This window comes from Nocardia sp. NPDC004340, from assembly GCF_053602575.1.
Genome location: NZ_JBSGDW010000014.1, coordinates 43,178 through 65,081, shown reverse-complemented (window position 1 = coordinate 65,081; position 21,904 = coordinate 43,178). Strand labels below are relative to the sequence as shown.

Genomic DNA, 21,904 nt, shown 5'->3' with positions numbered 1-21,904 from the left:
AAGGTCAAGACTTGGGGACGAAGCGGCTCGAGTCAGCCCTCGGGCCGGATCGTCGTCGAGATCTGCGCGACCAACCGCGATGGCCGGTCCATGTCGGCTTGGGCCTTGCCGCTGGTGAGGATCGCGCCGGAGAGGCTGCGTGCCGGATCGGCCCAGCCGTACTGGGTGGTCAGTCCGCTGCGGCCGAAGTGGGAGCCGGTGTCGGGGCCGAATTTGGAACGGCGGGCGCCCAATTCGTAGCCGCCCACCGAGACCCGGCCCGCCACGCCCGGGAGCCAACGGGCCGGGCGGGTCGCGGCGGCCAGGGTGTCGGGGCGCATGATCCGGACGCCGTCGAGTTCGCCGCCGCGGGCGAGGATTTCGTAGAAGCGCGACAGCTCGGTGGCGGTGGTGACGAGGTTGCCGGAGGGGAGTTCCGCGGTCAGGAAGGCGCGGGCCGCGGATTCGTCGGTGGGGCCGGACAGGCCGCCACCGAGGGCGCGCCCGGCGAGGTGACGCCACACCTTGGACGGTCCGGGGCCGACTCGCACGCTGGGGACCACGCTGTCGACGTCCTCGGGCCGGACACCGAAGTTGTTCCAGCGGAAGCCGAGCGGTTCGAGGACCTGCTCACGCAGGTGGTCGCGCATGGCCCGCCCGGTGGCGCGCTGGACCAGGAGTCGCTGGATCAGGCCGGCGGTCATGGCGTGGTAGACGCGGAATCGGTTGGGCCGCCAGCTCGGAACGAGATCGGCGAGACCGCGCACGGCGAGTTCCTCGTCGAGCACGAGTTCGGAGCCGCGGTAGGGCGGGGTGATGAACGGGACGCCCGCCGAGTGCGACATGACGTCGCCGATGGTGATGCGGTCCTTGCCGTGGCTGCTGAACTCGGGCACGTAGTCGCACACCCGGTCGTCCAAGGCGAATGCGCCCTGTTCGACGAGCATGAACATCACGGCGGCGGCGACGCCTTTGGCCGTGGAGAAGCCGCAGAACGGCGAGTCGGGCGTCACCAGTCGCTTGTCGGCATCGGGTGCGTCCTTCGGCGCGTTGCCCCAGCCGTACCCGATGGCCCGGTTCAGCACGATGTGCCCGCGGTGGCGCAGGCACACCTGGATGGCGGGCGTGGTGCCCATCCGATACCAGTCCTGCACGGACCGCCAGATCGCCTCGATGTCGCCGCCCGCGAGGCCCGCGTCGGCGGGGTCGGATTCGGGACCGATCGTGGTCACGGCGTCGAGGTCGGGGTCGATCCGCACCAGGGCCGTCATCGGAGGGGTCATGCGACCAGCATAGGGAGATCTTGGTTCCCAGGAAGCTCCCAGCTCGGAGCCAGGGTGTTCACCGGCTGGCCGGACACACTCCCGCGGTGAGCGTGACCACTGCCGAGCTGGCCCCGTCCGAACCGACCACCCCGCCGACCACGAAACCGGACGGCCTCGCCCCCGCCCGACGCTGGGAACGGATCGCGCTGACGGTGCTGCTCCTCGGCACCGCGGCCGCCTACCTGTGGAACATCAGCGTCAACGCGATGGGCAACAGCTTCTACGCCGCGGCAGTCTGGTCCGGCTCGCGGGATTGGAAGGCGCTGCTGTTCGGATCGCTGGATCCGGGCAACTTCATCACCGTCGACAAGCCGCCGGTCTCGCAGTGGGTGATGGGCCTGTCCGGGCAGTTGTTCGGATTCAGCAGTGCGAGCATGCTTGCACCGCAGGCAATCATGGCGGTCGGCGCGGTGGCGCTGATGTACGCGGCCGTGGTTCGCGCGACCGGCAACCGCGGCGCGGGACTGCTGGCGGGCGTGGTGCTCGCGGTGACGCCGGTGGTGGCGTTGATGTTCCGGTTCAATAACCCCGACGCGGTCATGGTCCTGCTCATGACCGCCGCCGCCTATTGCACGGTGCGCGCGCTGCCGCGGGCGAGTCTGCGCTGGATCGTGCTGGCCGGTGTCGCATTGGGATTCGCGTTCCTGGCCAAGATGCTCGAAGGCCTGATGGTGTTGCCCGCGCTGGGACTGGCGTACGTGATTGTCGCCCCGACGGGCATTCGCACCCGTCTGCTGCACTCGCTGGCCGCCCTGGGCGCGCTGATCGTGTCGTCGGGGTGGTTCGTGCTGCTCACCATCCTGTGGCCCACGGATTCTCGCCCGTATCTGGCCGGCTCCAAGGACAACACGTTCATGGATCTGGTGCTGGGCTACAACGGTTTCGCCCGCTACCTGGGCAAGAACCACATGGGCGGCAACAACAAGAACCCGTTCGAACTGCCCGAGGGCTATCAGATTCCGGAGGCGCTGAAGCAGGGTGGTTTCGGCGGCGGATTCGGCTCGGGCCCGGACCGCATGTTCACCGGCGAGATCGGCTTCGAGATCTCCTGGCTGCTGCCCGCGGCGCTGGTCGCGTTCGCCCTGGTGCTGCTGTCGCGAGGCCGACGTCCGCGCACCGACCTGATCCGTGGTTCCGCGCTGGTGTTCGGCCTCTGGCTGGTGATCGACAGCGCGCTGTTCTCCGGCATGAAGGCGGGCATGCACGCCTACTACACGCTGGCCGTCGCACCCGCCATCGCGGGCTGCGTCGCGATCGGCGGGTACGAGGTGTGGCGTCGCCGCACCGACGCGTTCGGGCGGGCCGGGGCCGCGGCGTTGATTCTCAGCGCGGGCATCTGGGGTTTCGTCCTGCTGCAACGCAATTCCGACTGGCAGCCGTGGCTGCGCTGGACCATCCTCGCAGCCACGGTGATCGCCGCGTTGGCCCTGCTGGTCCTGTCGCTTCCGCCCGTGGCCCGCTGGGACCGGCAGCGTACTCGCGCGACGACCGCCCTACTGATCGCCGGAGTCCTCGCGTCGCTGGCCGGTTCCGCCGCCTACGCCGCCGCCACTCTGCCGCAGTCCCACACCGGTGGCAGCCCCACCGTGGGCCCGGCCCGTCCGAAACAGTCCGGTCCGGCCGACCAGTTCCGCCGCCAGCTCTCGACCCTGATGGGCGGGCAAGCGGATCCCCAGCTCGTGACCTTGCTGCAGCAGACCAGTACCAAGTGGTCGGCCGCCATCGACCGTTCCTCCCCGGCGGCGGGCCTCGAATTGGCCAGCCGCACACCCGTCCTCGCGATCGGCGGCTTCACCTCGGAGGATCCGGTTCCCACCCTCCCTCAGTTCCAGCAGATGGTCCGTGACCACGCCATCACCTACTACCTGATCCCCGAGGTCAAGCTCCCCGACTCCTGGCGCGTCGACCCCAAGCCCGAAGACACCTCCGGCCCCGCGCAACCGAATGGGCCCCAAGGCGTCTGGCGCCCGGCAGGCAACAAGGAGATCCTCGCCTGGGTGACCGACCACTACACCGCCACCCACCACTTCGGCGACATGGCCGTCTACGACCTGACCGAACAGGCCCACTGAGTCCGCCCGGATCAGTTCAAGGTGTCCGGGTGCGGGCCGGTCCGCAGGTCCTGATCCAGGGTGGCGATGGTCGCCATGTCCTCGTCGGTGAGCTGGAAGTCGAAGACGTTCAGGTTGTCTCGGATCCGGGACGGGGTCACCGACTTCGGGATGACGATATTGCCGAGCTGGAGATGCCAGCGGAGCACCACCTGGGCGGCAGACTTTCCGGTTCGGTCGGCGATGGCGGTGATCGCGGAGTCGGTCAGGATGCCGCCCTTGGCGAGCGGGCTCCAAGCCTCGGTGGCGATGCCGTGCTCGGCATGGAAGGCGCGGAGTTCGGATTGCTGCAGGGCCGGGTGCAGTTCGATCTGGTTGACGGCAGGCACGAGGCCGCTGTTGTCGAGCAGCCGCTGGAGGTGGGCCGGCTGGAAGTTGGAGACACCCGCGGCGCGGATACGCCCCTGCTCGGCGAGGTGCTCCAGGGCACGCCACGTGTCGAGGTAGAGATCCCTTGCGGGCGTGGGCCAGTGGATCAGGTACAGGTCGACGTAGTCGAGGCCGAGCTTGGCGAGACTCGCGTCGAAGGCGCGCAGCGTGTTGTCGTAGCCCTGATCCGCGTTCCAGACCTTCGTGGTGATGAACAGGTCCGCACGCGACAGCGCGGAATCGGCCAGGGCGCGGCCGACACCCGTCTCGTTGCCGTAGATGGCGGCGGTGTCGATGCTGCGGTAGCCCGCGTCGAGGGCGGACGCGACGGCGGCGGTCGTCTCGTCGTCGGGTACCTGGAAGACGCCGAAGCCGAGCTGCGGGATCTCGACGCCATTGTTGAGGGTGACGGTGGGAATTGCGTTGTCGTTCATGGTGATTCTCCTGAAATACCGAGGGTGGTTCGCCGGGCAGCTGTCAGTGCTGGAAGGCGACCGGACGGGATGCGGCGGGCTGCTCGCGGACCGCGTCGCGGCGTTCGAGCGCCGCGGAGACGAACGCGAGGCCGAGGGCCGCGGCCGCGAGGAGCGCGCCGACCCAGTTCGGTGCGGTGTATCCGAGGCCCGCGCCGATGACGAGTCCGCCGAGCCAGGCGGCGAGGGCATTGCCCAGGTTGAACGCGCCGATATTGATCGCGGAGGCCAGGGTGGGCGCGCCGTGCGCCTGATCCAGGACCCGCTTCTGCAGCGGCGGCACGGTGGCGAATCCGAGCCCACCGACCAGCACGATGGTCACGGCCGCAAGCACTTCGCTGTGGGCGGTGACGGTGAACAGTGCGAGCACGACGGCGAGGCCGCCGAGCGTCGCGTACAGCATCGGCATCAGGTGGCGGTCGGCGTAGCGGCCGCCGAGCAGGTTGCCGAGGAACATGCCGATGCCGAACAGCACCAGCAGCCAGGTGACCGAGCCGTCGGAGAATCCGGCGACCTGGGTCATCATCGGGGCGATGTAGGTGATGGCGGCGAAGACGCCGCCGAAGCCCAGCACGGTCATCGCCATGGCCAGCACCACCTGGACATTGCGAAGCGCGGCGAATTCCTGCCCCAGCCGGGCGGTTTCGGGCCGCGGCAGGGCGGGCACCAGCTTCGCGATGCCGATCAGACCGGCCACACCGAGCGCGGCGACGATGACGAAGGTGGTCCGCCAGCCGATCGCCTGGCCGATGAAGGTGCCCAGCGGCACGCCGACGATATTCGCGACGGTGAGTCCGGTGAACATGGTGGCGATCGCGCCGGCCTTCTTGTCGGGAGCGACGAGTTCGGCCGCCACGACCGAGCCGATGCCGAAGAAAGCGCCATGGGCGAGTGAGGCGACGATCCGCCCGGTGAGCATGACCGCGAAGCTCGGCGCGACCGCCGAGATCAGATTGCCGACGATGAACAAACCCATGAGCAGCATGAGCATTCGTTTACGGGAGATCTTCGTGCCGAGCACGGTCATCACGGGCGCACCCACTACGACGCCGAGCGCGTACCCGGTGACGAGCAGGCCCGCGGTGGGAATGGTGACGCCGTAGTCACCGGCGATCTGGGGCAGCAGGCCCATGATCACGAACTCGGTGGTTCCGATCCCGAAGGCCCCGATGGCCAGGGCGAAGATTGCGAGGGGCATGCGCGACCTTTCCGCGATTACTTGAGGAAGCCCTTAGTGCTCCTCAACAATAATTGCAGACGCGGCATATATGCAACTGCATCTAATGTGACGTGGCCGTCACCGCAGGTCGCGACTCCGGGATCAGCCCACGTGAGCCGGGGAATCCATCCCACGCACGGTCGCCACGAGCGGCGCCAGCTCGGGATTCTCCCCCGCCTTGTCCAGCGCCTCCCGCAACGCGGCGTCATGAGTCGGCCGCGCCTCGGCGAGGAGCGCCAGGCCCGCCTCGCTGACATTGGTGTAGATGCCACGCCGATCGGTCGGGCACAGGTAGCGAGCCAGCAGGCCGCGATCTTCGAGCCGGGTGACCAGTCGCGTTGTGGCGCTTTGGCTGAGCACAACCGCGTCGGCGACCTGCTTCATCTGCAGATGGCCACCATCGCCGTCGTGCTGGCGACTCAGCACCTCCAGGAGCGAGTACTCGCGCACACTCAGGTCGTGGCGAGACTGCAAGGCGCGTTCGATGTGCGACTCGATCCGGCCGTGCAGCAGAGACAGGGCAGCCCAGCCGCTGGCGAGGGCTGTCAGTGCCGGGTCTTTTGCGGTCATACAACCAGGGTAGTCCACCTGGGCAAATATCAGCTGAAGCCCATATACAGCGAATGCAAGGAAACGACTGGTGGATGACCAGGCAATTCAGGCGGAGCGTGGATTCCGGCAACCACCAGACCGCGCGGTATGCGAACATATGTTCGTGTCCGACATCGACCCGAGCAGCGCTGACCGCCACGAGCGCGCGGCGATTCTGCACGCCGACTTGGACTCGTTCTACGCGTCGGTGGAACAGCGGGACAATCCGCGACTCCGCGGTCGACCGGTCCTGGTGGGCGGCGGCGTCGTGCTGGCCGCCAGCTATGAGGCGAAGGCGTTCGGCGTGCGGACGCCGATGAATCTGCGTCAGGCGATGAGCCTGTGTCCGAACGCGATCGTGGTGCCGCCGCGAATGTCGGCCTATTCCCAGGCCAGCAAGGCGGTGTTCGAGATCTTCCGGGACACCACGCCCGAGGTCGAGGGCATCTCCATCGATGAGGCGTTCCTCGATGTGGCGGGCCTGTGGCGGATCGCGGGAAGCCCGGTCGATATCGCGCGCGGACTGCGGGAGCGGGTGCGGACCGAGGTCGGGCTGCCGATCTCGGTGGGGGTGGCTCGGACCAAGTTCCTCGCCAAGGTGGCCAGTGCGGTGTCCAAACCGGATGGGCTGCTGGAGGTTCCGCCGGACAAGGAGCTGGAGTTCCTGCATCCGCTGCCGGTGGAACGATTGTGGGGCGTGGGCGCCGTGACCGCCCGCGAGCTGCACGAGCGCGGAATCACCAAGGTCGGTCAGCTCGCCGATATGGGTGAGGGACCGCTCGCCGCGGTCCTGGGCCCGGGTGTCGGACGGCACCTGCACGCGCTGTCGTGGGCGCGTGATCCGCGGCGGGTGGACACCGGCCGGAGGCGGCGGTCGATCGGCGCGCAACGGGCCATGGGGCGGCGGTATCGCAGCGACGAGGAGCTCGAAGCGTATCTGCACGGACTGGCCGATCGGCTCGGGCACCGGCTACGCAAAGCGGGACGGGTGTGCCGAACAGTGGTGTTGCGCATGCGCTTCGACGATTTCACCCGCGCCACCCGCTCACACACCCTCCCGGAGGCCACCGACAGCGGCACGGCGATCCTGCGTGCGGCGCGCACGCTGCTGGAGACGGCGTTGCCCCTGATCAGGGAGCGCGGTGGGCTCACGCTCATCGGTCTGACCCTGACCAATCTCGATCGGGCCGACAGCATGCAGTTGTCACTGCCGTTCGAGGCGCGCGCGGAATCGACCCTGGATTCGACGCTGGACGCGCTGCGGGATCGATTCGGTGCGGGCACGGTCACCCGCGCGGCGCTGCTGCGGAAGGGCGAAGGGCTGTCGGTGCCGATCCTTCCGGACTGATCAGTCGTGTTTGGCGGCGCGGGTAGCCTGTGACGCATGGCTCTCGACCACGGTGACCCCGGCGACGCTCCCTCGACTCCGCCGCCGCTGACCCCGATCGTGAACACCACGCGGCCGTCCGCGGCCGATGAGGCCAGAACGGTTGCCGCGGCGACGAATACGGCGACCTTGGCGACGTTGTCCGCCGACGGCGGACCCTGGGCCAGTTTCGTCACGTACGGGTTGCTCGAGGGTCAGCCGGTGCTGTGCGTGTCCCGGATGGCCGAGCACGGCCGCAATCTGGCGGGCGACCCGCGGGCCAGCGTCTCGATCGTCACCCCGGATCTGCCCGAGGATCCGCTGGCCGGAACGCGATTGACGCTCGCCGGCGTCGCCGAACGGCCCGAGGGCGCGGAGGCCGTCGCGGCGCGCGAGGCACATCTGGCGGCGGTCCCGGCGGCCAAGACCTACATCGATTTCAGCGATTTCACGGTGTGGGTCCTGCGCGTGCAACGGGCCCGCTGGGTCGGCGGCTACGGCCGGATGGATTCGGCGACGGCCGAGGAATACGCGGCGGCTCACGCCGATCCGATCATTCCCGCCGCGGCGCGGGCGATCGCTCACCTCAACGATGATCACGCGGATGCCCTCCTCGATATGGCGCACGCGCGCGGCGGGTACCCGGATGCGACGGCCGCGGTCTGCGAGCGTGCCGACCGGTTCGGACTGGATCTGCGGGTGACCACGCCGCGCGGCATCGCCGTGACGCGGATCGGCTACCTCCAGCCGATCGACGCGATCGCCGAATTGCGTGCGGCGACAGTGGAATTGGCGCGAGCCTCACAGGACGCACTATGACCCACATCGCCGCCGGTCAGGCGCCTGAACCGGGTCGCGTCGCGAACGGCGATCAACACCCCCATGGACCGCGGATGTCCTTCCGGCGCTGCGAAGACGCGCAGACCGCACGACAGTCCGCCACCTTTGGGGGATGATTGGGCCATGTCGGACACGCCGTCTGTGCTCAAGCATCATCGGATGCCGGAGCATGACGCCATGCGCTTGTCCGGCACGGTGGAAGCCATGCTCTGGACACACCGCAACTGCGTCGAAGGCGACGGCGACACCGAGCAATCCTGTGGACGACGTGCGCAACTGCTCGAACTGCGTGCCCAGCACGGCTGGAGCTGGCCGCTCCCAAAACCTGACGCGGCCTGGCGACTACAGCCCTGACCCGGCGCCGGACACGCGAAACGGGGTCTGCCGCAACGGGAACGCCCGCTCGATCTAGGGTCGAGGGCATGCCGGAACCGACCGAGATCAGCGAACGCCCGCCCGGGGATCAGTCCGCGGTGATCGCGGTACCCGACGAGGTGCGCGGCGAACTGCGCCGCGGAGTACGCAGCGTGCTGGTCGACGCGGCGGCCTTGCGGCTGGTGCGGGACCGGTTCGACGAGGTGCAGGCGGAGTCGCTGCGCCGGTATCTCGAAGCGTCGCAGTCGGCGAACACCTTGCGTGCCTATCGGACCGATTGGATCGCCTGGGCGGCGTGGTGCTCGGCCGAATCGCGGCAGGCGCTGCCCGCGGACGCCCTGGATGTCGCGGTCTATCTGGCCGCGGCAGCCGACGCGCGCCGTGAGAACGGTGAATGGGCCTTCAGCGCAGCCACTTTGGAACGGAAGGCCGCCGCGATCGCCGCGGTCCACGCCGCCAACGGGCTGCCCTCACCGACGCGCGCCGACGTGGTGCGCCTGACCCTGCGCGGTATGCGGCGCACCCGTCGCACCCGTCCGAAACGCAAGCGTCCGGTGCTGTTGCACACGCTCGACCAACTGCTGGGCCAACTGCCGCCCGCCGAATGGCCCACCGAACCGGCGCGCCGCCGCGACATCTTGCTGCTGCTGGTCGGCTTCGCCGGAGCGCTGCGGCGCAGCGAGATCGCCGCGCTGCGGGTCACCGATGTCAGCGTGGCCACCGACCACACCACCGGCGAGCCCCTGCTGCTGATCCAATTGCCCGCCACCAAGACCGATGCGACCGGCGTCAACGAGCAGCGCGTGGCGCTCCCCCGCGGGCAACGCCCGCACACCTGCCCGGTGTGCGCCTACGCCGATTGGACCCGGCTGCGGGAGGCGCACGCCTCCGGCGATCTCCGCACGTGGCTTCGCACCACGCCCGCCGCCGATCCGAACCTGCACCGCTGCCACGGCTTCACCGGCACCACCCTCACCGACCCGGATCTGCCACTGTTTCCGTCCATTTCGCGCCACGGCGGGCTCGCCTCGACCGCCATGTCGGGCCGTGCGGTCGCCGAGCTCGTCAAGCGCTACGCCGCCCGCGCGGGCCTGGACCCGGCGCTGTTCTCGGGCCACTCGCTGCGCGCGGGCTTCGCCACCCAGGCCGCCCTCGGTGGTGCGAGCGACCGCGAGATCATGCGCCAGGGCCGCTGGTCCAATCCCCGTACGGTGCACGGCTACATCCGTACCGCGAATCCGCTCGAGGACAACGCCGTGACCAAGTTGGGCCTCTAGCGGGGCATCGATCCGGACCGGCGATGCGGCGCCTGTTCGCGGGCGTCGTACTCCTGCCGGGCCCGATCGACCTCGTCGAGATTGACGGACCACTCGGCGAGGGTCGCGAAAAGCGGTGCCAGACTGCGTCCCAACGCGCTGATCTCGTACTCCACCCGGGGCGGCACCTCGGCGTGATACGTGCGCAGCACGAGGCCGTCACGTTCCAGCTGCCGCAGCCGCTGGGTCAGGACTTTCGGCGTGATCGTGGTGATGCGGCGTTCCAGCTCGCTGAACCGCTGCCTGCCGAACTCGTTGAGCGTCCACAGAATCGGCGTGGTCCAGCGGCTGAAGACGAGATCGACCACCGGTGTGATCGGGCAAGCCAGTTCTGGAGGGAGCTGTGACGTGGTCTCGGTCACTTGCAAGCCACTTTCCTCTAGGTACCTACTAGCCCACGGATAGTAGCGTCGCCGACTGCGTAGAACAATCGCCGAACAGGAGATAGTGATGATCGTGGTCACGGGAGCGACCGGCAATGTCGGGGTGCCGCTCGTCCAGACACTCGCGCGCGCAGGGGAATCGGTGATCGCCGTGTCCCGGAAAGAGATCGGGGTACCCGACGGAGTCCGGCACCACCGGGCCGACCTGGCCGAGCCACGGACTCTCGGGCCGGCGCTCCACGGTGCGGCGGCGCTGTTTCTGCTCACCTCACCGGAATTCATGGCGAACGGCGATATCGATGCCGTCCTCGATGAAGTTCGCGCGGCCGAGGTTCCGCGCGTGGTCTTGTTGTCCTCCCACGGCGTCGGCACCGGCCGGCATCCGTCGGTGCTCGAGGACGCCGTCCAGCGATCGGGCCTGGAATGGACGATGCTGCGGCCGGGCAACTTCGATTCCAACGCGCTGCAATGGGCCGAGACGGTCCGGACGGAGCGGATGGTCGCCGCGCCGTTCGGTGATGTGGCCGTCCCCGCTGTCGACCCGGCCGATATCGCCGAGGTGGCGGCCATCGCGCTCCGTGAGCCCGGCCATCAGGGCCACGTCTATACATTGACCGGGCCGGAACCGATATCGCCGCGACAGCAGGCCGAGGCGATCGGTGCGGCGTTGGGCGAGCCCGTGCGTTTCGTCGAGCAGAGCCGTGCGCAAGCGCGGACCCAGATGCTGCGGTACATGCCCGAGCCGGTCGTGGAGGCAACGCTGGGCGCGCTCGGCACGCCGTCCGCCGCCGAACAGGCCGTCAGCCCGGATGTCGAACGACTGCTCGGACGGCCGCCTCATACATTCGGCGATTGGGTTTCGCGCACCATCGCTGCCTTCCGTTGAGGAATCGAGAATTCCGCACGTCGCGCGGCCGGTTATAACCATTGCCGAATACACAGCACGAATTCTGTGACGCGCAACTCGTTGAATGAGAAAACGCCGGGTTCGGCCAGTGAGCCAGCTCACCGCGGGTGGACGTCACCGGCTGTGAGCTGGTCTTATGTATGACGTAGATTCGTTTCAGATTGTCTGGGTCCCGGATCGATCGCCGGGCCGATGCCTTCCGCCGCCGCGGCATCTCCATTCCGCCGACGGCCCAAAGCAACAGGAATCCATAGTCATGCGTCTGATGACCGCACCGTCGGAGGAAACAATTCGCGCCGCGCTGGAAATGGCGCGGGAAGCACCACTGATGAACGGTGCCCTGCCGTGGATCTGGTGGATGAAAGGCGCGTCCCTGCATATTCGCATCGAGGACGCGCCGACTTCCGAGATCATCGATCCGGCCTCGCATCGTGCGAGCATGCTCGGTCACGGTGCGGCGCTGCATCATCTGCGGACGGGTTTGACGGCTTTCGGCTGGTCCTCGGCCGCCGTGCGGATGCCGGACCCCTTGGATGCGAATTACCTTGCGATTCTTCATCTCGCACCGGCGACCGCCAACCGTGATCAGATCACCTTGGCGGGCGCGATCTTCCAGCAGCAGTTCCAGCACAGCCGCTTCCGGCCCTGGGCCATGCCGCCCAACCTGATTCGCTCCATCAGCGGCAGCACCGCGGGCACTCGTGCGGCAGCCCGACACGTTCCCGACGGGCTGCGCCGCAATCTGTCCACCGTGTATCGCGCCGCCGCCGACCGCAATACCGAGTACGGGGACTTCCTCACCGGCGTCGCAGGCCGCATCGATCAGCGCGACCTGGCCGCCAAGCCCGAGCGGCAGACCTGGGCCTCCGCCCGCCCGCTACTCGCGCCCGTCCCGGACTCCGACGACCCGTTCAACGATCGCGCCCCCGACTCGGCGGAACTCCTGATCCTCTGCACGCCCTCCGACGACGCGATCTCTCACCTGAACGCCGGCGAGGCGGCCAGCTCCATCCTGCTGACCGCCGCCCGCAACGGCCTGGCCAGCTCGCTGCTGTCGCAAACGATGAAGGTCCCCGAAGTCCGTTCCGGCCTGCGCGACACCCTCCTTCACGAGTGCGCCTACCCGCACGCCCTCATCCGCCTGGGCCGTCCCGACCAAACCGATGCCGGCGGCCGCTACGTCCAGGCCCTCCCGGGTATGAAGTCGGTGGCCTGACGAGTCGGGCAAGCGGGTTCAACCGACAACTCGATTTGTCTTGACAAAATAAATTGTCGGTGCGAAGGTTGAGCCATGCTCGACGTCGCAGTGATCGAAGAACCCGCAGCGGCAGAGGCGTCCCTGGACCCGATCCGGTCTCGGATCCTCGCCGCGCTCGCCGAACCAGGGTCGGCGGCCATGCTGGCCGGACGGCTGGGGTTGCCGCGGCAGAAGATCAACTACCACCTCAAGGAACTGGCCCGGCACGAGCTGGTGGAGTTGTTGGAGGAACGCCGCAAGGGCAACGTCACCGAGCGCGTATATCGCGCTACCGCAGCGTCTTACGTGATCTCGCCCAGTGCGATGGGGGCGGTCAGTCCCGATCCGGCGCGCTCGCCCGATCAGCTGTCGGCGCGGTGGCTGCTGGCGCTGGGGTCACGGCTCGTCCAGGAGGTCGGGTCGCTGCTCAGCGGTGCCGCGCGGGCGCAGCGGCGGGTCGCGACATTCGGGATCGACGCGCAGGTGCGGTTCGCCTCCGCCGCCGATCGGGCCGCGTTCGCCGAGGAGCTGGCCGATGCGGTCACCTCGCTGGTGAGCCGCTATCACGACGAGTCCGCACCGGCGGGCCGCAATCATCGAGTGGTGGTCGGGATGCATCAGATCCCCGACGCCGCCACCGAAACCGCAGCAGAACAGGGGAACTGACCATGGGACATCCGTTCGAGCTCGAACTGGAAGAGCACCTGCCGGCCACCCCGGAACAGGTGTGGGAGGCGATCGCGACCGGGCCGGGAGTCGACTCCTGGTTCATGGGCCGCAATGAGATCGAGGCGCGCGAGGGCGGGATCTCGGCCATGGAGACCGGCGGGCAGCGGGAAGAAGCCGTGATCACCGCCTACGAGCCGGGTAAGCGGCTCGCGACCCGCACCGGGACCGACGAGGACGGGCGGTTCATGGCCTTCGAGTATCTGATCGAGGGGCGTGCGGGCGGCAGCACCGTGTTGCGGGTCGTGCACAGCGGCGTGCTGGGCGACGACTGGCAGGACGAGTACGACGCGCTGCGGCGAGGCTGGCCGTTCCACCTCAATACGTTGCGTGAGTACCTCCGCTACTTCCCGGGACGGATCGCGGTGCCCGTATTCGGTGTCGCGACAGGCTCTTCCGGCCGCGCGGTGCGGGACGCCCTCATCGAGGCTTTGACCCTGCCGACGCCGCTCGTGGCGGGCGCACAGGTCCACGCCTCCCCCACCGGCCTGCCGCCGATCGACGGTGAGGTGGTGTGGGCCGACGACGAACGGTTCGAGATCCGCACCGCCGACGGCCTCTACACCTTCCACCAGGCCCCCACCGGTCTGGCCCTGATGTTCCACCACCTGTTCGGCCCCGACACCGACGGCGCCGAAACCGCTTGGCAGCACTGGCTCACCGCCCTGGTGAGCTGAGCCCGACACGACGATCACCCCACACACCACATATCAAGGAGAACAGCATGCGCACCCTGATCAGCACCGCCTTCGTATCCCTCGACGGCGTCGTGGAGGGCCCCGGCGGCGAACCCGGCTACCGGAACTCCGGATGGACCTTCAAGGACATCGACTTCGTTCCCGAGGCCTACGAGATCAAGGGCCGCGAGCAGGAGGAGTCGGCGGCGATCCTGCTGGGCCGCACCAGCTATGAGGCGTTCAGCCCCGTGTGGCCGGACATGGAGGACTTCGCCGGTTACAAGGTGATGCCGAAGTACGTCGTCTCCACCACCCTGAAGGAGGACGACCTGGTGTCCAACTGGGGCGAGACCACCATCCTGCGTTCCATCGACGAGGTCGCCAAGCTCAAGGACACCGAGGGCGGCCCGATCATCGTCCACGGCAGCGCCACCCTCAACCGCGGCCTGTCCGACGCGGGCCTCATCGACCGCTACCACCTGCTCGTCTTCCCGCTGCTGCTGGGCGCGGGCAAGCGACTGTTCTCCGACACCGACAAGGATGTCCAGAAGCTGAAGCTGGTCGAGTCCGAGACCTACGCCAACGGCATCCAGAAGAACGTCTTCGACGTCGTGCGCTGACCATTCCGGCAGCTCCGAACTCGGGCCCGGCGGATCGAATCCGCCGGGCCCGAATGTTCTTTCCACACCAGTTGATCATCCGCGATTACGCTGACCCCCGTGAGAACCACCGAATACGGACCAGGTGACGTCGTCTATTTCCCGTCCGGGCCGTTCTCCGGAATCTGCGCCGTAGTCCGCACCGTCGACCCGCGCCGCGAAGAACTCCGCATCGACTTCGCCGAAGGCCTCACCCACCGCGAAGGCGGCGTCCTCCACGAACGCCGCCACACCTTCACCGTCCGCTTCGACGAAGTAGAACTCGTCTAGCCGCCCCTGAGCGACACTGTTCCCATGCCCGCGGCCCAACCTCCCCCGCCCGGATTCCATTCGGTGACGCCCCGCATGGTGGTGGACGACCAACATGCCGCAGTCGCCTTCCTCCAGACGGTCTTCGACGCCGTCGGCAACGTCGAGCCGAACCGACCGACCGAGCTCCGCATCGGCGACTCCCTGGTCATGGTCTCGGGCGCCGGAGAACGCGAGCCATTCCCCGCCTTCCTGTACATCTACGTCGACGACGTGACCGCCACCTACCAACGCGCACAGGCGGCGGGCGCGATCACCATCGAAGAGCCCCTCGACACGCCCTACGGCGACTTCCGAGCCATGGTTCGCGACCCGTTCGGCAACGTCTTCCAGATCGCGAGCCGGCGCAGAACCACTGCGTGACGAGCGCGCTCGACGGTCCCATCCGCAGGGTTGCTGTTCCCGGAGGTTGAGACTGTGCGGTGAGGAAGCTGGGGTGGCGGGTGATGGTGGTGGCACCTGTCACAGTGCCATCCAGGAGGTCTGACCGTCGTGCGATTCCACTTCGCTGAGGCTGCGGGCGACCCCGCGCATTGGCTCCCGCTGGCGCGATCGCTCGAGGAGGTCGGATTCACCGGCATCTGTTTGGCGGACAGCCTTGCTTATCCGACGGAGTCGGACGCGCGGTATCCGTATACGGAGGACGGGACGCGGGAGTTTTTGCGGGGGAAGCCGTTTATCGAGCCGCTGGTGTTGGCCGCCGCGGTCACTGCGGCCACCAGCAGGCTGGAAGTGACGCCATTCGTGTTGAAGTTGCCGGTGCGGCCGCCTGTTCTGGTTGCCAAGCAGGCGGCGTCGGTCGCGGCTTTGAGTGGGGGCCGGTTGTCGTTGGGCGTCGGGATCAGTCCGTGGCCGCAGGACTTCACGATGATGGGTGTGGACTTCGAGAAGCGGGGCAAGCGGCTCGACGAGTGCATCGATATCGTTCGCGGGCTGTGCGGGGGCGGGGCGTTCCAGTTCCACGGGGAGTTCTATGACATTCCCGAGATCGAGATGAATCCGGTTCCCGCGCAGCCGTTGCCGATTCTGGTCGGTGGGCACAGCGAGGCGGCATTGCGGCGGTCGGTGGTGCGGGGCGACGGGTGGATGAGCGCGGGTGGGAGCAGTGAAGAGCTGAACAGGATACTCCGGCGATTGGGTGAATTGCGGCGAGAATTGGCTCCGGAGAAGGAGTTCCGGACCTTTGCCGCGTCTCGGGAGGCGTTCACGGTCGACGGGGTGCGGCGACTGGCGGATTCAGGGGTCACCGATGTGGTGGTGGGGTTCCGCGGGGTTCACGAGAGCGGTCCCGACGAGCGCACTCTCGATCAGCGGATCGAACAGATCGAAAAGTACGCGGCCGCGGTCATCGCGGCGCTCTGAAATCCCGAGGAGAAGATCATGGACACGATCGAGTCGATTCGCCGGCTGAAGTACCGCTACCTTCGGGCACTGGACCTGAAGAACTGGGATGAGTTCGCCGACACCCTCACCCCCGATGTCACCGCGGAATACGGTCACCGCCTCTCCTTCGCCGACCGTGACGCCCTGGTCGGCCACATGCGCAATAGCCTGACCCCCGCGATCATCACCGTCCACAACTGCCACCACCCCGAAATCGACATCGACGGCGACACCGCCACGGGCACCTGGTATCTCACCGACCAGGTCATCTTCACCGAACAGCGCCAAATCCTCTCCGGTGCCGCCTTCTACTCCGACGAATACCGCCGCTGCGACGACGGAGTCTGGCGGATCAGCAAAACCGGCTACACCCGCAGCTACGAAGCCATGGAATCGGTCAGCGACACCTGGCAACTGCTGGAGAACCGCTGGCGCTGAGCGAATGCCGCGTGAGCACGCGGCATTCGCCGATCGCATCGGCTACAGGCGTGTCGCCGTCCGGACGAGGTCGGCGACGGCTTTGGATCTGCTGTGTGGCGGCCAGGCGATGACTGTCGTGACGGCCGGTGCGTCCGGCACCGGCACGATGGCGTGATCGTCGCGTAGTTGGGCTCGGAGCGACTCGGGCATGAGCGCGCAGGCCCGTCCGAGAGTGATCAGTTGGGTCAACTGGGTGTGGTCGCGAACCTGCGGGCCGGGGCCGTCCGGATAACTCCCATCCCGTCGAGGCCAGCGCGGCAGAGGCAGGTCCGTCAGGGTCTTGACCTCGGCCATCGACATATGGGGTCGGTTGGAGAGGGGATGCCCCGCAGGCAGGACCAGGACCTGTTGCTCGGTGTAAAGGTCTTCGGTGTCGAATCCGGCTGTCGTGTCGTAGGGCCGCTGGAGCAGGGCGATGTCGACACTCCCGTTGCGTAGCAGGCCTTCCGATTCGCCGGGCCCGCACAGCATTACCTCGACGTCGACCGCGCCGGGGTCGGCTGCGAAAGCGTCCAGCAGCTTCGACAACAGTTCTCTGGACGCTCCCGCCTTGGTGGCCAGCACCAGACCGGGCCGGTCGGCAGCGGCGCGGCGGGTGCGACGCTCGGCGGCCTCGACCGCTTCGAGGGCGAGCCTGGCCTCCCGCAGCAGCACCGACCCGGCCTCGGTCAACGTGATCGCGCGCGAAGCGCGGTGCAGCAGAACGACTCCGAGCCGCCGTTCGAGCTGCTGGATCGCCCGCGACAGCGGTGGTTGCGCCATCGCGAGCCGTTGTGCCGCCCGCCCGAAGTGCAACTCCTCGGCGACGGCGACGAAGTATCGCAACTCCCGGGTCTCCACCACGTCATCGTATCGGGCGCTGAACAGGACGAATACCCGTGCGGTATCGTCGCCCACCCAATCGGTCTTGGACGCCTCACCCGAGTCGGCAGCACGATCGGCGGTGTGAGTGAACGAACGATTGCGCTGGTGACCGGCGCGAACAAAGGAATCGGATTCGAGATCGCCGCGGGCCTGGGCGCCCTGGGCTGGCGAATCGGTGTGGGCGCGCGGGACCGGCAACGCCGCGAGACCGCGGTGGAGAAGCTGCGCGCGGCCGGGACCGATGCGTTCGCAGTACCGCTCGACGTGACCGACGACGCGAGTGTTGCGGCCGCGGCCGAGTTGATCGCCGAGCAAGCCGGAGGGCTCGATGTCCTGGTCAACAATGCCGCGATCACCGGCGGTATGCCGCAGACACCGACCACGGTCGATCCCGCGACCGTGCGAATCGTGGTGGAAACCAACGTCATCGGGGTCATCCGGGTGACCAACGCGATGCTGCCGATGCTGCGGGCCTCGGCCTCGCCGCGAATTGTGAACATGTCCAGCAGCGTCGGTTCGCTGAGCCTGCAAACCACACCCAGCATCGATATGGGCCCGGTTCCTGCCGCGTACTTGGCGTCGAAGACCTTCCTCAACGCCGTCACCATCCAATACGCCAAGGAACTGAGCGGCACCGGCATCCTGATCAACTGCGGCTGCCCCGGTTTCACCGCCACCGACCTCAACGGTTTCAGCGGCGTCCGCACCCCACAACAGGGCGCGGCCGTCGCGATTCACCTCGCCACCCTGCCTGACGACGGACCGACCGGCGAATTCATCGACGACGCGGGAGCCGTGCCCTGGTGACAGCCACGTGGCCGTGCTGTGCCTCGCCGATCGTGAACCGCGGGGCACAGCAGGGCGGCGGGTTCGAAACCGCAGGGTCAGTGGAGAATCGGGAAGTTGGAGCGGAACATGCCGTGTGGGTCGCGGGTGTGCTCGAGCTTTCGGAGCCGGTCCAAGGTGCCAGCGTCGAAAACCTCTGTGGCGCTGTCGCCGGCGGACAGAACGGTGAACGGTTTGCGGCCGCTGACTCGTGCGCCCAGTTCGGCGATGATGCGCTTCTGAGTGGCCTGTACCGCGGCGACGGTGTCCGGGGCTGAGCCGATCGCCTGCAGAGACAAGGTGTAGGGCTCCGCGAACGATGGGACCGCGCCGTCGGTGGGCTCGGCGAGCGCACCTCCCAGTTGCCGGAGCTGGATGCCCATCAGCGGGTCGATCGGTGTGTGGAGCAGGATCTCGGCGGCGGTCTCGTCGAGGGTGGTCAGCAACTCGGTGCGGATCAGTCCGGGGCCGGGGGCGGTGGGTTCGTTGACGATTGCGCCGAGCTCGGCCGGGGACAGTTCCCGGCGCGTGTCCGCGAGGGCGCCGTCGATCGCGTCCAGCTGTCGCAGCAGTTCCCGTGCGTGCGCCGGTTCGCCCAGATAGGTGGTGGCGACCGCGATGACTGGCGGAGCTTGCGGCAGTTCCAGGCGGTTGAGCCAGACCGTCAGCTCGGGCGGGGCGTTGTCGGTGATCTCGCGGAAGGCGGCGCGGACGGCATCGGTCCGCGCGGCCGGCCAGGCGATCAGACCGCCGAACAGGGCGGGTGCCGGGAACAGATCGAACTCCATGGCCGTCACCAGCGCGAAATCGCCTCCGCCGCCGCGCAATCCCCAGAACAGCTCCGGGTCGGATTCCGCGGTGACCCGGGCTGGACGGCCTTCGGCGTCGACGATGTCGAAAGCCCGTACGCTGTCGGCCGCCCACCCGTGTTTGCGGCCGAACCACGACAATCCGCCGCCGAGGGTGTAGCCGACCACGCTGACCACCGGGGAGCTTCCGGCGAGCCCGGTCAAGCCGTGCGGCGCGGCCGCCGACTGCACCTGGCCCCAGTTGGTTCCCGCGCCGACACGGACACGCCGCCGCACGGGATCCACCTCGACCTGATCGAGCCGGCCGGTGCGAATCAGGATGCTGCCCGCGGTATTACCGGAGGCGCCGTGGCCGTTGGGCTGCGCGGTCACCGAGAGGCCCGCGTTGCGGGCGTACCCGACCACGGCGGCCATATCGTCGGCGTCCTCGACTTCCACGACCGCCGCGACCGGCTGGTCGATGTTCAGATTCCACGGCGTGCGCGCGTTGTCGAACTCCGCGTCGCCCGGCAGCAGTACTCGTCCGCGCACAGTGGATCGCAATGTGTTGTGTGACATGAGGATTCCTTTGTTACGAAATGTTCAGAGGGCAGAGCCCGAGCCACCGGCCGCAGCCCGACCGAAAGCGGGGCACTGCATGGTCGGGTCGGTTGCCGGGGAGATCGGTGTGGGCATCGGGAAGGCCGCCTCGATATGGGCGGCGGCCCTGAGCGCGCGACGCTCGGCGAACGGGGCGGTGATCAGCTGGACCCCGATGGGAAGACCTTCGACCGAGACGCCCGCCGGGACCGTCACCGCGGGCAGGGACAGGTAGTTCGCGGCGATCGTGAGGCGGTGCGCCGCATACATGGTCGCGACCTGCGCGGTGCCGCCGAGGTCGTAGTCGACCGGCCAAGGCAGTTCGGTCGAGACGGGGCCGAGCACGACGGGGTGCTCCGCGAGGAACCGGGACCAGGCCGCGCGGCGGGTGAGGCGCTCACCCAACGCGGTTATGTAGCCTGCCAGGTCCAGCGGCGGGAACAGGTTGATCGCCGCGTCCACGAAGGTGTTGAGCCCGGCGCTGCCGAAGCGTCGCATGGCCTCGCGGCGCTGCACCACCACTTCGGTGGACACCAGTCGGCCATAGTCGGCCGCCACGTCTCCCAGGTGCGGCGGATCCAGTTCGGCCACTGGATATCCCGCTCGTTCGAGGGCCTCGGCGCAGCGGAGCACCGCGGACCGCACCTGCGGATCGATATCGTCGCCGAGGGTGATCGCGACCGCGGGCGGGGTGGCGTCCGTCGCGTCCGGCACCGGAATCCATCCCGGATCGCGTACGTCGGCGCTGTCTCTCAGCACCTCGAACACCGTCGTCAGATCACGCACGGTACGCGCCAAGGGGCCGGGCGAGGCGAACAATTGGTTCGTCGGCGCGGGTGCGGGCCCGGGCAGGCTGGATGCCACCGCCACCCGGCCGGGGGTGGTGCGCAGGGAGGCGACCCCGCAGAACGCGGCGGGCACCCGCAGCGAACCGCCGAAGTCGGTGCCCAGGCCCAGGGGCGTCATGCCCGTCGCCACCGCGGCCGCGTCGCCACCGCTGGAACCGCCCGGGCTGCGTGTCGGGTACCACGGATTCACCGTCGGGCCCGCCGCGTCGTTGTCGGTGTGCCAGCGAGTGGCGAAGTCCGGCATGTTGGTTCGCCCGATGACTATCGCCCCGGCTCGCCGCAGCGCGGCCACCGCGGGTGCGTCCGCGGTCGCGATGGACTGTCCGAAGCCCGCGACGCCCCAGGTGGTCGGGCTGCCCGCGACATCGAGGTTGTTCTTGACGGTGACCGGAACCCCGTGCAGTGGCCCGGTCGGGGCACTGCGGTCTGCCGCGTCGGCCTCCGTGCGCGCGGTGTCGGCGAAGATTGTAGTGAGCGCACCGATTTCAGAATCGACCTGCGCGATGCGCTCGAGGTGCGCCTCGACGACCTGGGACGCGGTGACCGCGCCCGCAGCGATCAGCGCCGCGAGCGAGACCGCATCGTGCGTCCAGAGGGCGTCGTGACTGGTGCTCACGGTGCCTCCTGCTCGGCGAATACCGCTGCGGTGCGCACGGTTCGGCTGGCTTCGACGGCTTTGCCGAGAGCGATGAAGAAGACGATCAGCCCGGCGGTCAGCAAAATGTGGCCCAGACCGGCGACCAGCGCGATGGCTTCGTTGCTGTTCTTGCCGAGCACGGTGAGGGTTCCGTGCAGCGTCATGACCGCGATCGTGATGGCCAGGCCGGTGTTGTACAGCCAGAAGAACCAGGTGAACAGGCTCTTCCAGGCGCTGAGCGTGAACTGCTTCTCCACAGCCAGCACGATGAGGAAGAACAGCATCCCCAGCGCCAGCACATGGGTGTTCACGACACCGAGCTGCGTCTGCCCGGTGAAATGTTCGATCTTGGTGATCTCGCGGTAGTACAGCCCCGAGAACACGCCGATGATCATGTAGATGTGGGCGGTGGTGACCAGCGTCTTCATCGGGCGCTCACCGGTTCTCACGTCGCAGCACCAGCACGCCGCTGGTGGCCACCATCGCGGCGGTGAGACCGTGCACCGACAGGGCGGTCGCGGTCGAGCCGCGGCGATGGCGGCCGCCTGGTCGGCGGGAACCACGCACGGAACCAATGGATTCCGTGTTCGAGGGGACGGGCATGTGCACTCCTGGAT

Annotated in this window: 25 protein-coding genes; 15 read left to right on the top strand and 10 right to left on the bottom strand. The window is 68.2% G+C overall.

Annotation, left to right across the window (positions count from 1 at the left end; translation table 11 throughout):
• Positions 1-32 precede the first annotated feature (32 nt).
• Entirely contained in the window at positions 33-1,262 is a 1,230-nt protein-coding gene (locus tag ACWEOI_RS32695) for a serine hydrolase domain-containing protein (protein ID WP_452362097.1), read from the bottom strand.
• Between the two features lie 86 nt (positions 1,263-1,348).
• On the opposite strand from ACWEOI_RS32695, the gene ACWEOI_RS32690 reads away from it, so the two are divergent.
• Positions 1,349-3,376 carry an ArnT family glycosyltransferase gene (locus ACWEOI_RS32690; RefSeq protein ID WP_452362096.1) on the top strand — a complete coding sequence of 676 codons (2,028 nt, stop codon included), beginning with the start codon at positions 1,349-1,351 and terminating at the stop codon, positions 3,374-3,376.
• An 11-nt stretch (positions 3,377-3,387) separates the two neighbouring features.
• On the opposite strand, the gene ACWEOI_RS32685 is transcribed toward ACWEOI_RS32690, so the two are convergent.
• The 3 genes from ACWEOI_RS32685 to ACWEOI_RS32675 all read right to left on the bottom strand — a co-directional run bounded on the left by ACWEOI_RS32685 (position 3,388) and on the right by ACWEOI_RS32675 (position 6,046).
• Entirely contained in the window at positions 3,388-4,218 is an 831-nt protein-coding gene (locus ACWEOI_RS32685) for an aldo/keto reductase (protein WP_452362095.1), read from the bottom strand.
• 43 nt (positions 4,219-4,261) lie between these two features.
• A complete protein-coding gene (locus ACWEOI_RS32680) occupies positions 4,262-5,455 on the bottom strand; it encodes an MFS transporter (RefSeq protein ID WP_452362094.1) in 1,194 nt (397 codons plus the stop codon).
• A gap of 123 nt (positions 5,456-5,578) precedes the next feature.
• On the bottom strand, positions 5,579-6,046 hold the full coding sequence (locus ACWEOI_RS32675) for a MarR family transcriptional regulator (protein WP_433673198.1): 468 nt from the start codon (positions 6,044-6,046) through the stop codon (positions 5,579-5,581).
• 139 nt (positions 6,047-6,185) lie between these two features.
• On the opposite strand from ACWEOI_RS32675, the gene dinB reads away from it, so the two are divergent.
• The 4 genes from dinB (at position 6,186) to ACWEOI_RS32655 (ending at position 9,925) form a co-directional block, all read left to right on the top strand.
• Positions 6,186-7,415: a DNA polymerase IV gene (dinB, locus tag ACWEOI_RS32670; protein WP_433673197.1), complete on the top strand. Its 1,230-nt coding sequence runs from the start codon at positions 6,186-6,188 to the stop codon at positions 7,413-7,415.
• 36 nt (positions 7,416-7,451) lie between these two features.
• Entirely contained in the window at positions 7,452-8,252 is an 801-nt protein-coding gene (locus tag ACWEOI_RS32665; protein ID WP_452362093.1) for a HugZ family pyridoxamine 5'-phosphate oxidase, read from the top strand.
• A gap of 144 nt (positions 8,253-8,396) precedes the next feature.
• The gene (locus ACWEOI_RS32660) at positions 8,397-8,627 is read left to right on the top strand and encodes a hypothetical protein (RefSeq protein ID WP_452362092.1); all 231 of its coding nucleotides are present in this window, start codon (positions 8,397-8,399) and stop codon (positions 8,625-8,627) included.
• Positions 8,628-8,695: 68 nt separating this feature from the next.
• The gene (locus ACWEOI_RS32655; protein ID WP_452362091.1) at positions 8,696-9,925 is read left to right on the top strand and encodes a site-specific integrase; all 1,230 of its coding nucleotides are present in this window, start codon (positions 8,696-8,698) and stop codon (positions 9,923-9,925) included.
• Here the strand turns inward: ACWEOI_RS32655 and ACWEOI_RS32650 are convergent.
• Positions 9,922-10,326, bottom strand: a complete 405-nt coding sequence (locus tag ACWEOI_RS32650; protein ID WP_433673193.1) for a winged helix-turn-helix transcriptional regulator — start codon at positions 10,324-10,326, stop codon at positions 9,922-9,924. The genes ACWEOI_RS32655 and ACWEOI_RS32650 overlap by 4 nt on opposite strands.
• Positions 10,327-10,414: 88 nt before the next feature.
• Here ACWEOI_RS32650 and ACWEOI_RS32645 point away from each other — a divergent pair, with 88 nt between their 5' ends.
• From ACWEOI_RS32645 to ACWEOI_RS32605, 9 genes are all read left to right on the top strand, one after another.
• Positions 10,415-11,233 (top strand): NAD(P)H-binding protein, encoded by an 819-nt coding sequence (locus ACWEOI_RS32645; RefSeq protein ID WP_452362090.1) that lies wholly within the window; start codon positions 10,415-10,417, stop codon positions 11,231-11,233.
• Positions 11,234-11,519: 286 nt separating this feature from the next.
• The gene (locus tag ACWEOI_RS32640) at positions 11,520-12,470 is read left to right on the top strand and encodes a hypothetical protein (RefSeq protein WP_452362089.1); all 951 of its coding nucleotides are present in this window, start codon (positions 11,520-11,522) and stop codon (positions 12,468-12,470) included.
• A gap of 75 nt (positions 12,471-12,545) precedes the next feature.
• Positions 12,546-13,157: an ArsR/SmtB family transcription factor gene (locus tag ACWEOI_RS32635; protein WP_452362088.1), complete on the top strand. Its 612-nt coding sequence runs from the start codon at positions 12,546-12,548 to the stop codon at positions 13,155-13,157.
• Positions 13,158-13,159: 2 nt separating this feature from the next.
• On the top strand, positions 13,160-13,894 hold the full coding sequence (locus ACWEOI_RS32630) for an SRPBCC family protein (RefSeq protein WP_452362087.1): 735 nt from the start codon (positions 13,160-13,162) through the stop codon (positions 13,892-13,894).
• Positions 13,895-13,941: 47 nt separating this feature from the next.
• Complete coding sequence (locus ACWEOI_RS32625) at positions 13,942-14,514, top strand: dihydrofolate reductase family protein (protein WP_433673188.1); 573 nt, start codon at positions 13,942-13,944, stop codon at positions 14,512-14,514.
• Positions 14,515-14,613: 99 nt separating this feature from the next.
• The gene (locus tag ACWEOI_RS32620) at positions 14,614-14,823 is read left to right on the top strand and encodes a hypothetical protein (RefSeq protein ID WP_452362086.1); all 210 of its coding nucleotides are present in this window, start codon (positions 14,614-14,616) and stop codon (positions 14,821-14,823) included.
• A gap of 24 nt (positions 14,824-14,847) precedes the next feature.
• Positions 14,848-15,225 (top strand): VOC family protein, encoded by a 378-nt coding sequence (locus tag ACWEOI_RS32615; RefSeq protein WP_452362085.1) that lies wholly within the window; start codon positions 14,848-14,850, stop codon positions 15,223-15,225.
• Between the two features lie 129 nt (positions 15,226-15,354).
• Entirely contained in the window at positions 15,355-16,224 is an 870-nt protein-coding gene (locus ACWEOI_RS32610) for a TIGR03619 family F420-dependent LLM class oxidoreductase (RefSeq protein ID WP_452362084.1), read from the top strand.
• Between the two features lie 18 nt (positions 16,225-16,242).
• Positions 16,243-16,683, top strand: coding sequence for a nuclear transport factor 2 family protein (locus tag ACWEOI_RS32605; RefSeq protein ID WP_452362083.1), 441 nt, complete (start codon positions 16,243-16,245; stop codon positions 16,681-16,683).
• Positions 16,684-16,725: 42 nt separating this feature from the next.
• Here ACWEOI_RS32605 and ACWEOI_RS32600 read toward each other — a convergent pair whose 3' ends face one another.
• Entirely contained in the window at positions 16,726-17,622 is an 897-nt protein-coding gene (locus ACWEOI_RS32600; protein ID WP_433673183.1) for a LysR family transcriptional regulator, read from the bottom strand.
• A gap of 48 nt (positions 17,623-17,670) precedes the next feature.
• Here ACWEOI_RS32600 and ACWEOI_RS32595 point away from each other — a divergent pair, with 48 nt between their 5' ends.
• Complete coding sequence (locus ACWEOI_RS32595; RefSeq protein ID WP_452362082.1) at positions 17,671-18,396, top strand: SDR family oxidoreductase; 726 nt, start codon at positions 17,671-17,673, stop codon at positions 18,394-18,396.
• Positions 18,397-18,473: 77 nt separating this feature from the next.
• Here ACWEOI_RS32595 and ACWEOI_RS32590 read toward each other — a convergent pair whose 3' ends face one another.
• Genes ACWEOI_RS32590 through ACWEOI_RS32575 form a run of 4 tightly spaced genes read right to left on the bottom strand, consistent with a single transcriptional unit; the run spans position 18,474 to position 21,890 of the window.
• On the bottom strand, positions 18,474-19,781 hold the full coding sequence (locus tag ACWEOI_RS32590) for an FAD-binding oxidoreductase (RefSeq protein WP_452362081.1): 1,308 nt from the start codon (positions 19,779-19,781) through the stop codon (positions 18,474-18,476).
• Positions 19,782-19,805: 24 nt separating this feature from the next.
• Positions 19,806-21,266, bottom strand: coding sequence for an amidase (locus ACWEOI_RS32585; protein ID WP_452362080.1), 1,461 nt, complete (start codon positions 21,264-21,266; stop codon positions 19,806-19,808).
• Positions 21,263-21,736, bottom strand: coding sequence for a DUF2871 domain-containing protein (locus tag ACWEOI_RS32580; protein ID WP_452362079.1), 474 nt, complete (start codon positions 21,734-21,736; stop codon positions 21,263-21,265). The genes ACWEOI_RS32585 and ACWEOI_RS32580 overlap by 4 nt, the downstream gene beginning before the upstream one ends.
• The gene (locus ACWEOI_RS32575; RefSeq protein ID WP_452362078.1) at positions 21,723-21,890 is read right to left on the bottom strand and encodes a hypothetical protein; all 168 of its coding nucleotides are present in this window, start codon (positions 21,888-21,890) and stop codon (positions 21,723-21,725) included. The genes ACWEOI_RS32580 and ACWEOI_RS32575 overlap by 14 nt, the downstream gene beginning before the upstream one ends.
• Positions 21,891-21,904 lie beyond the last annotated feature (14 nt).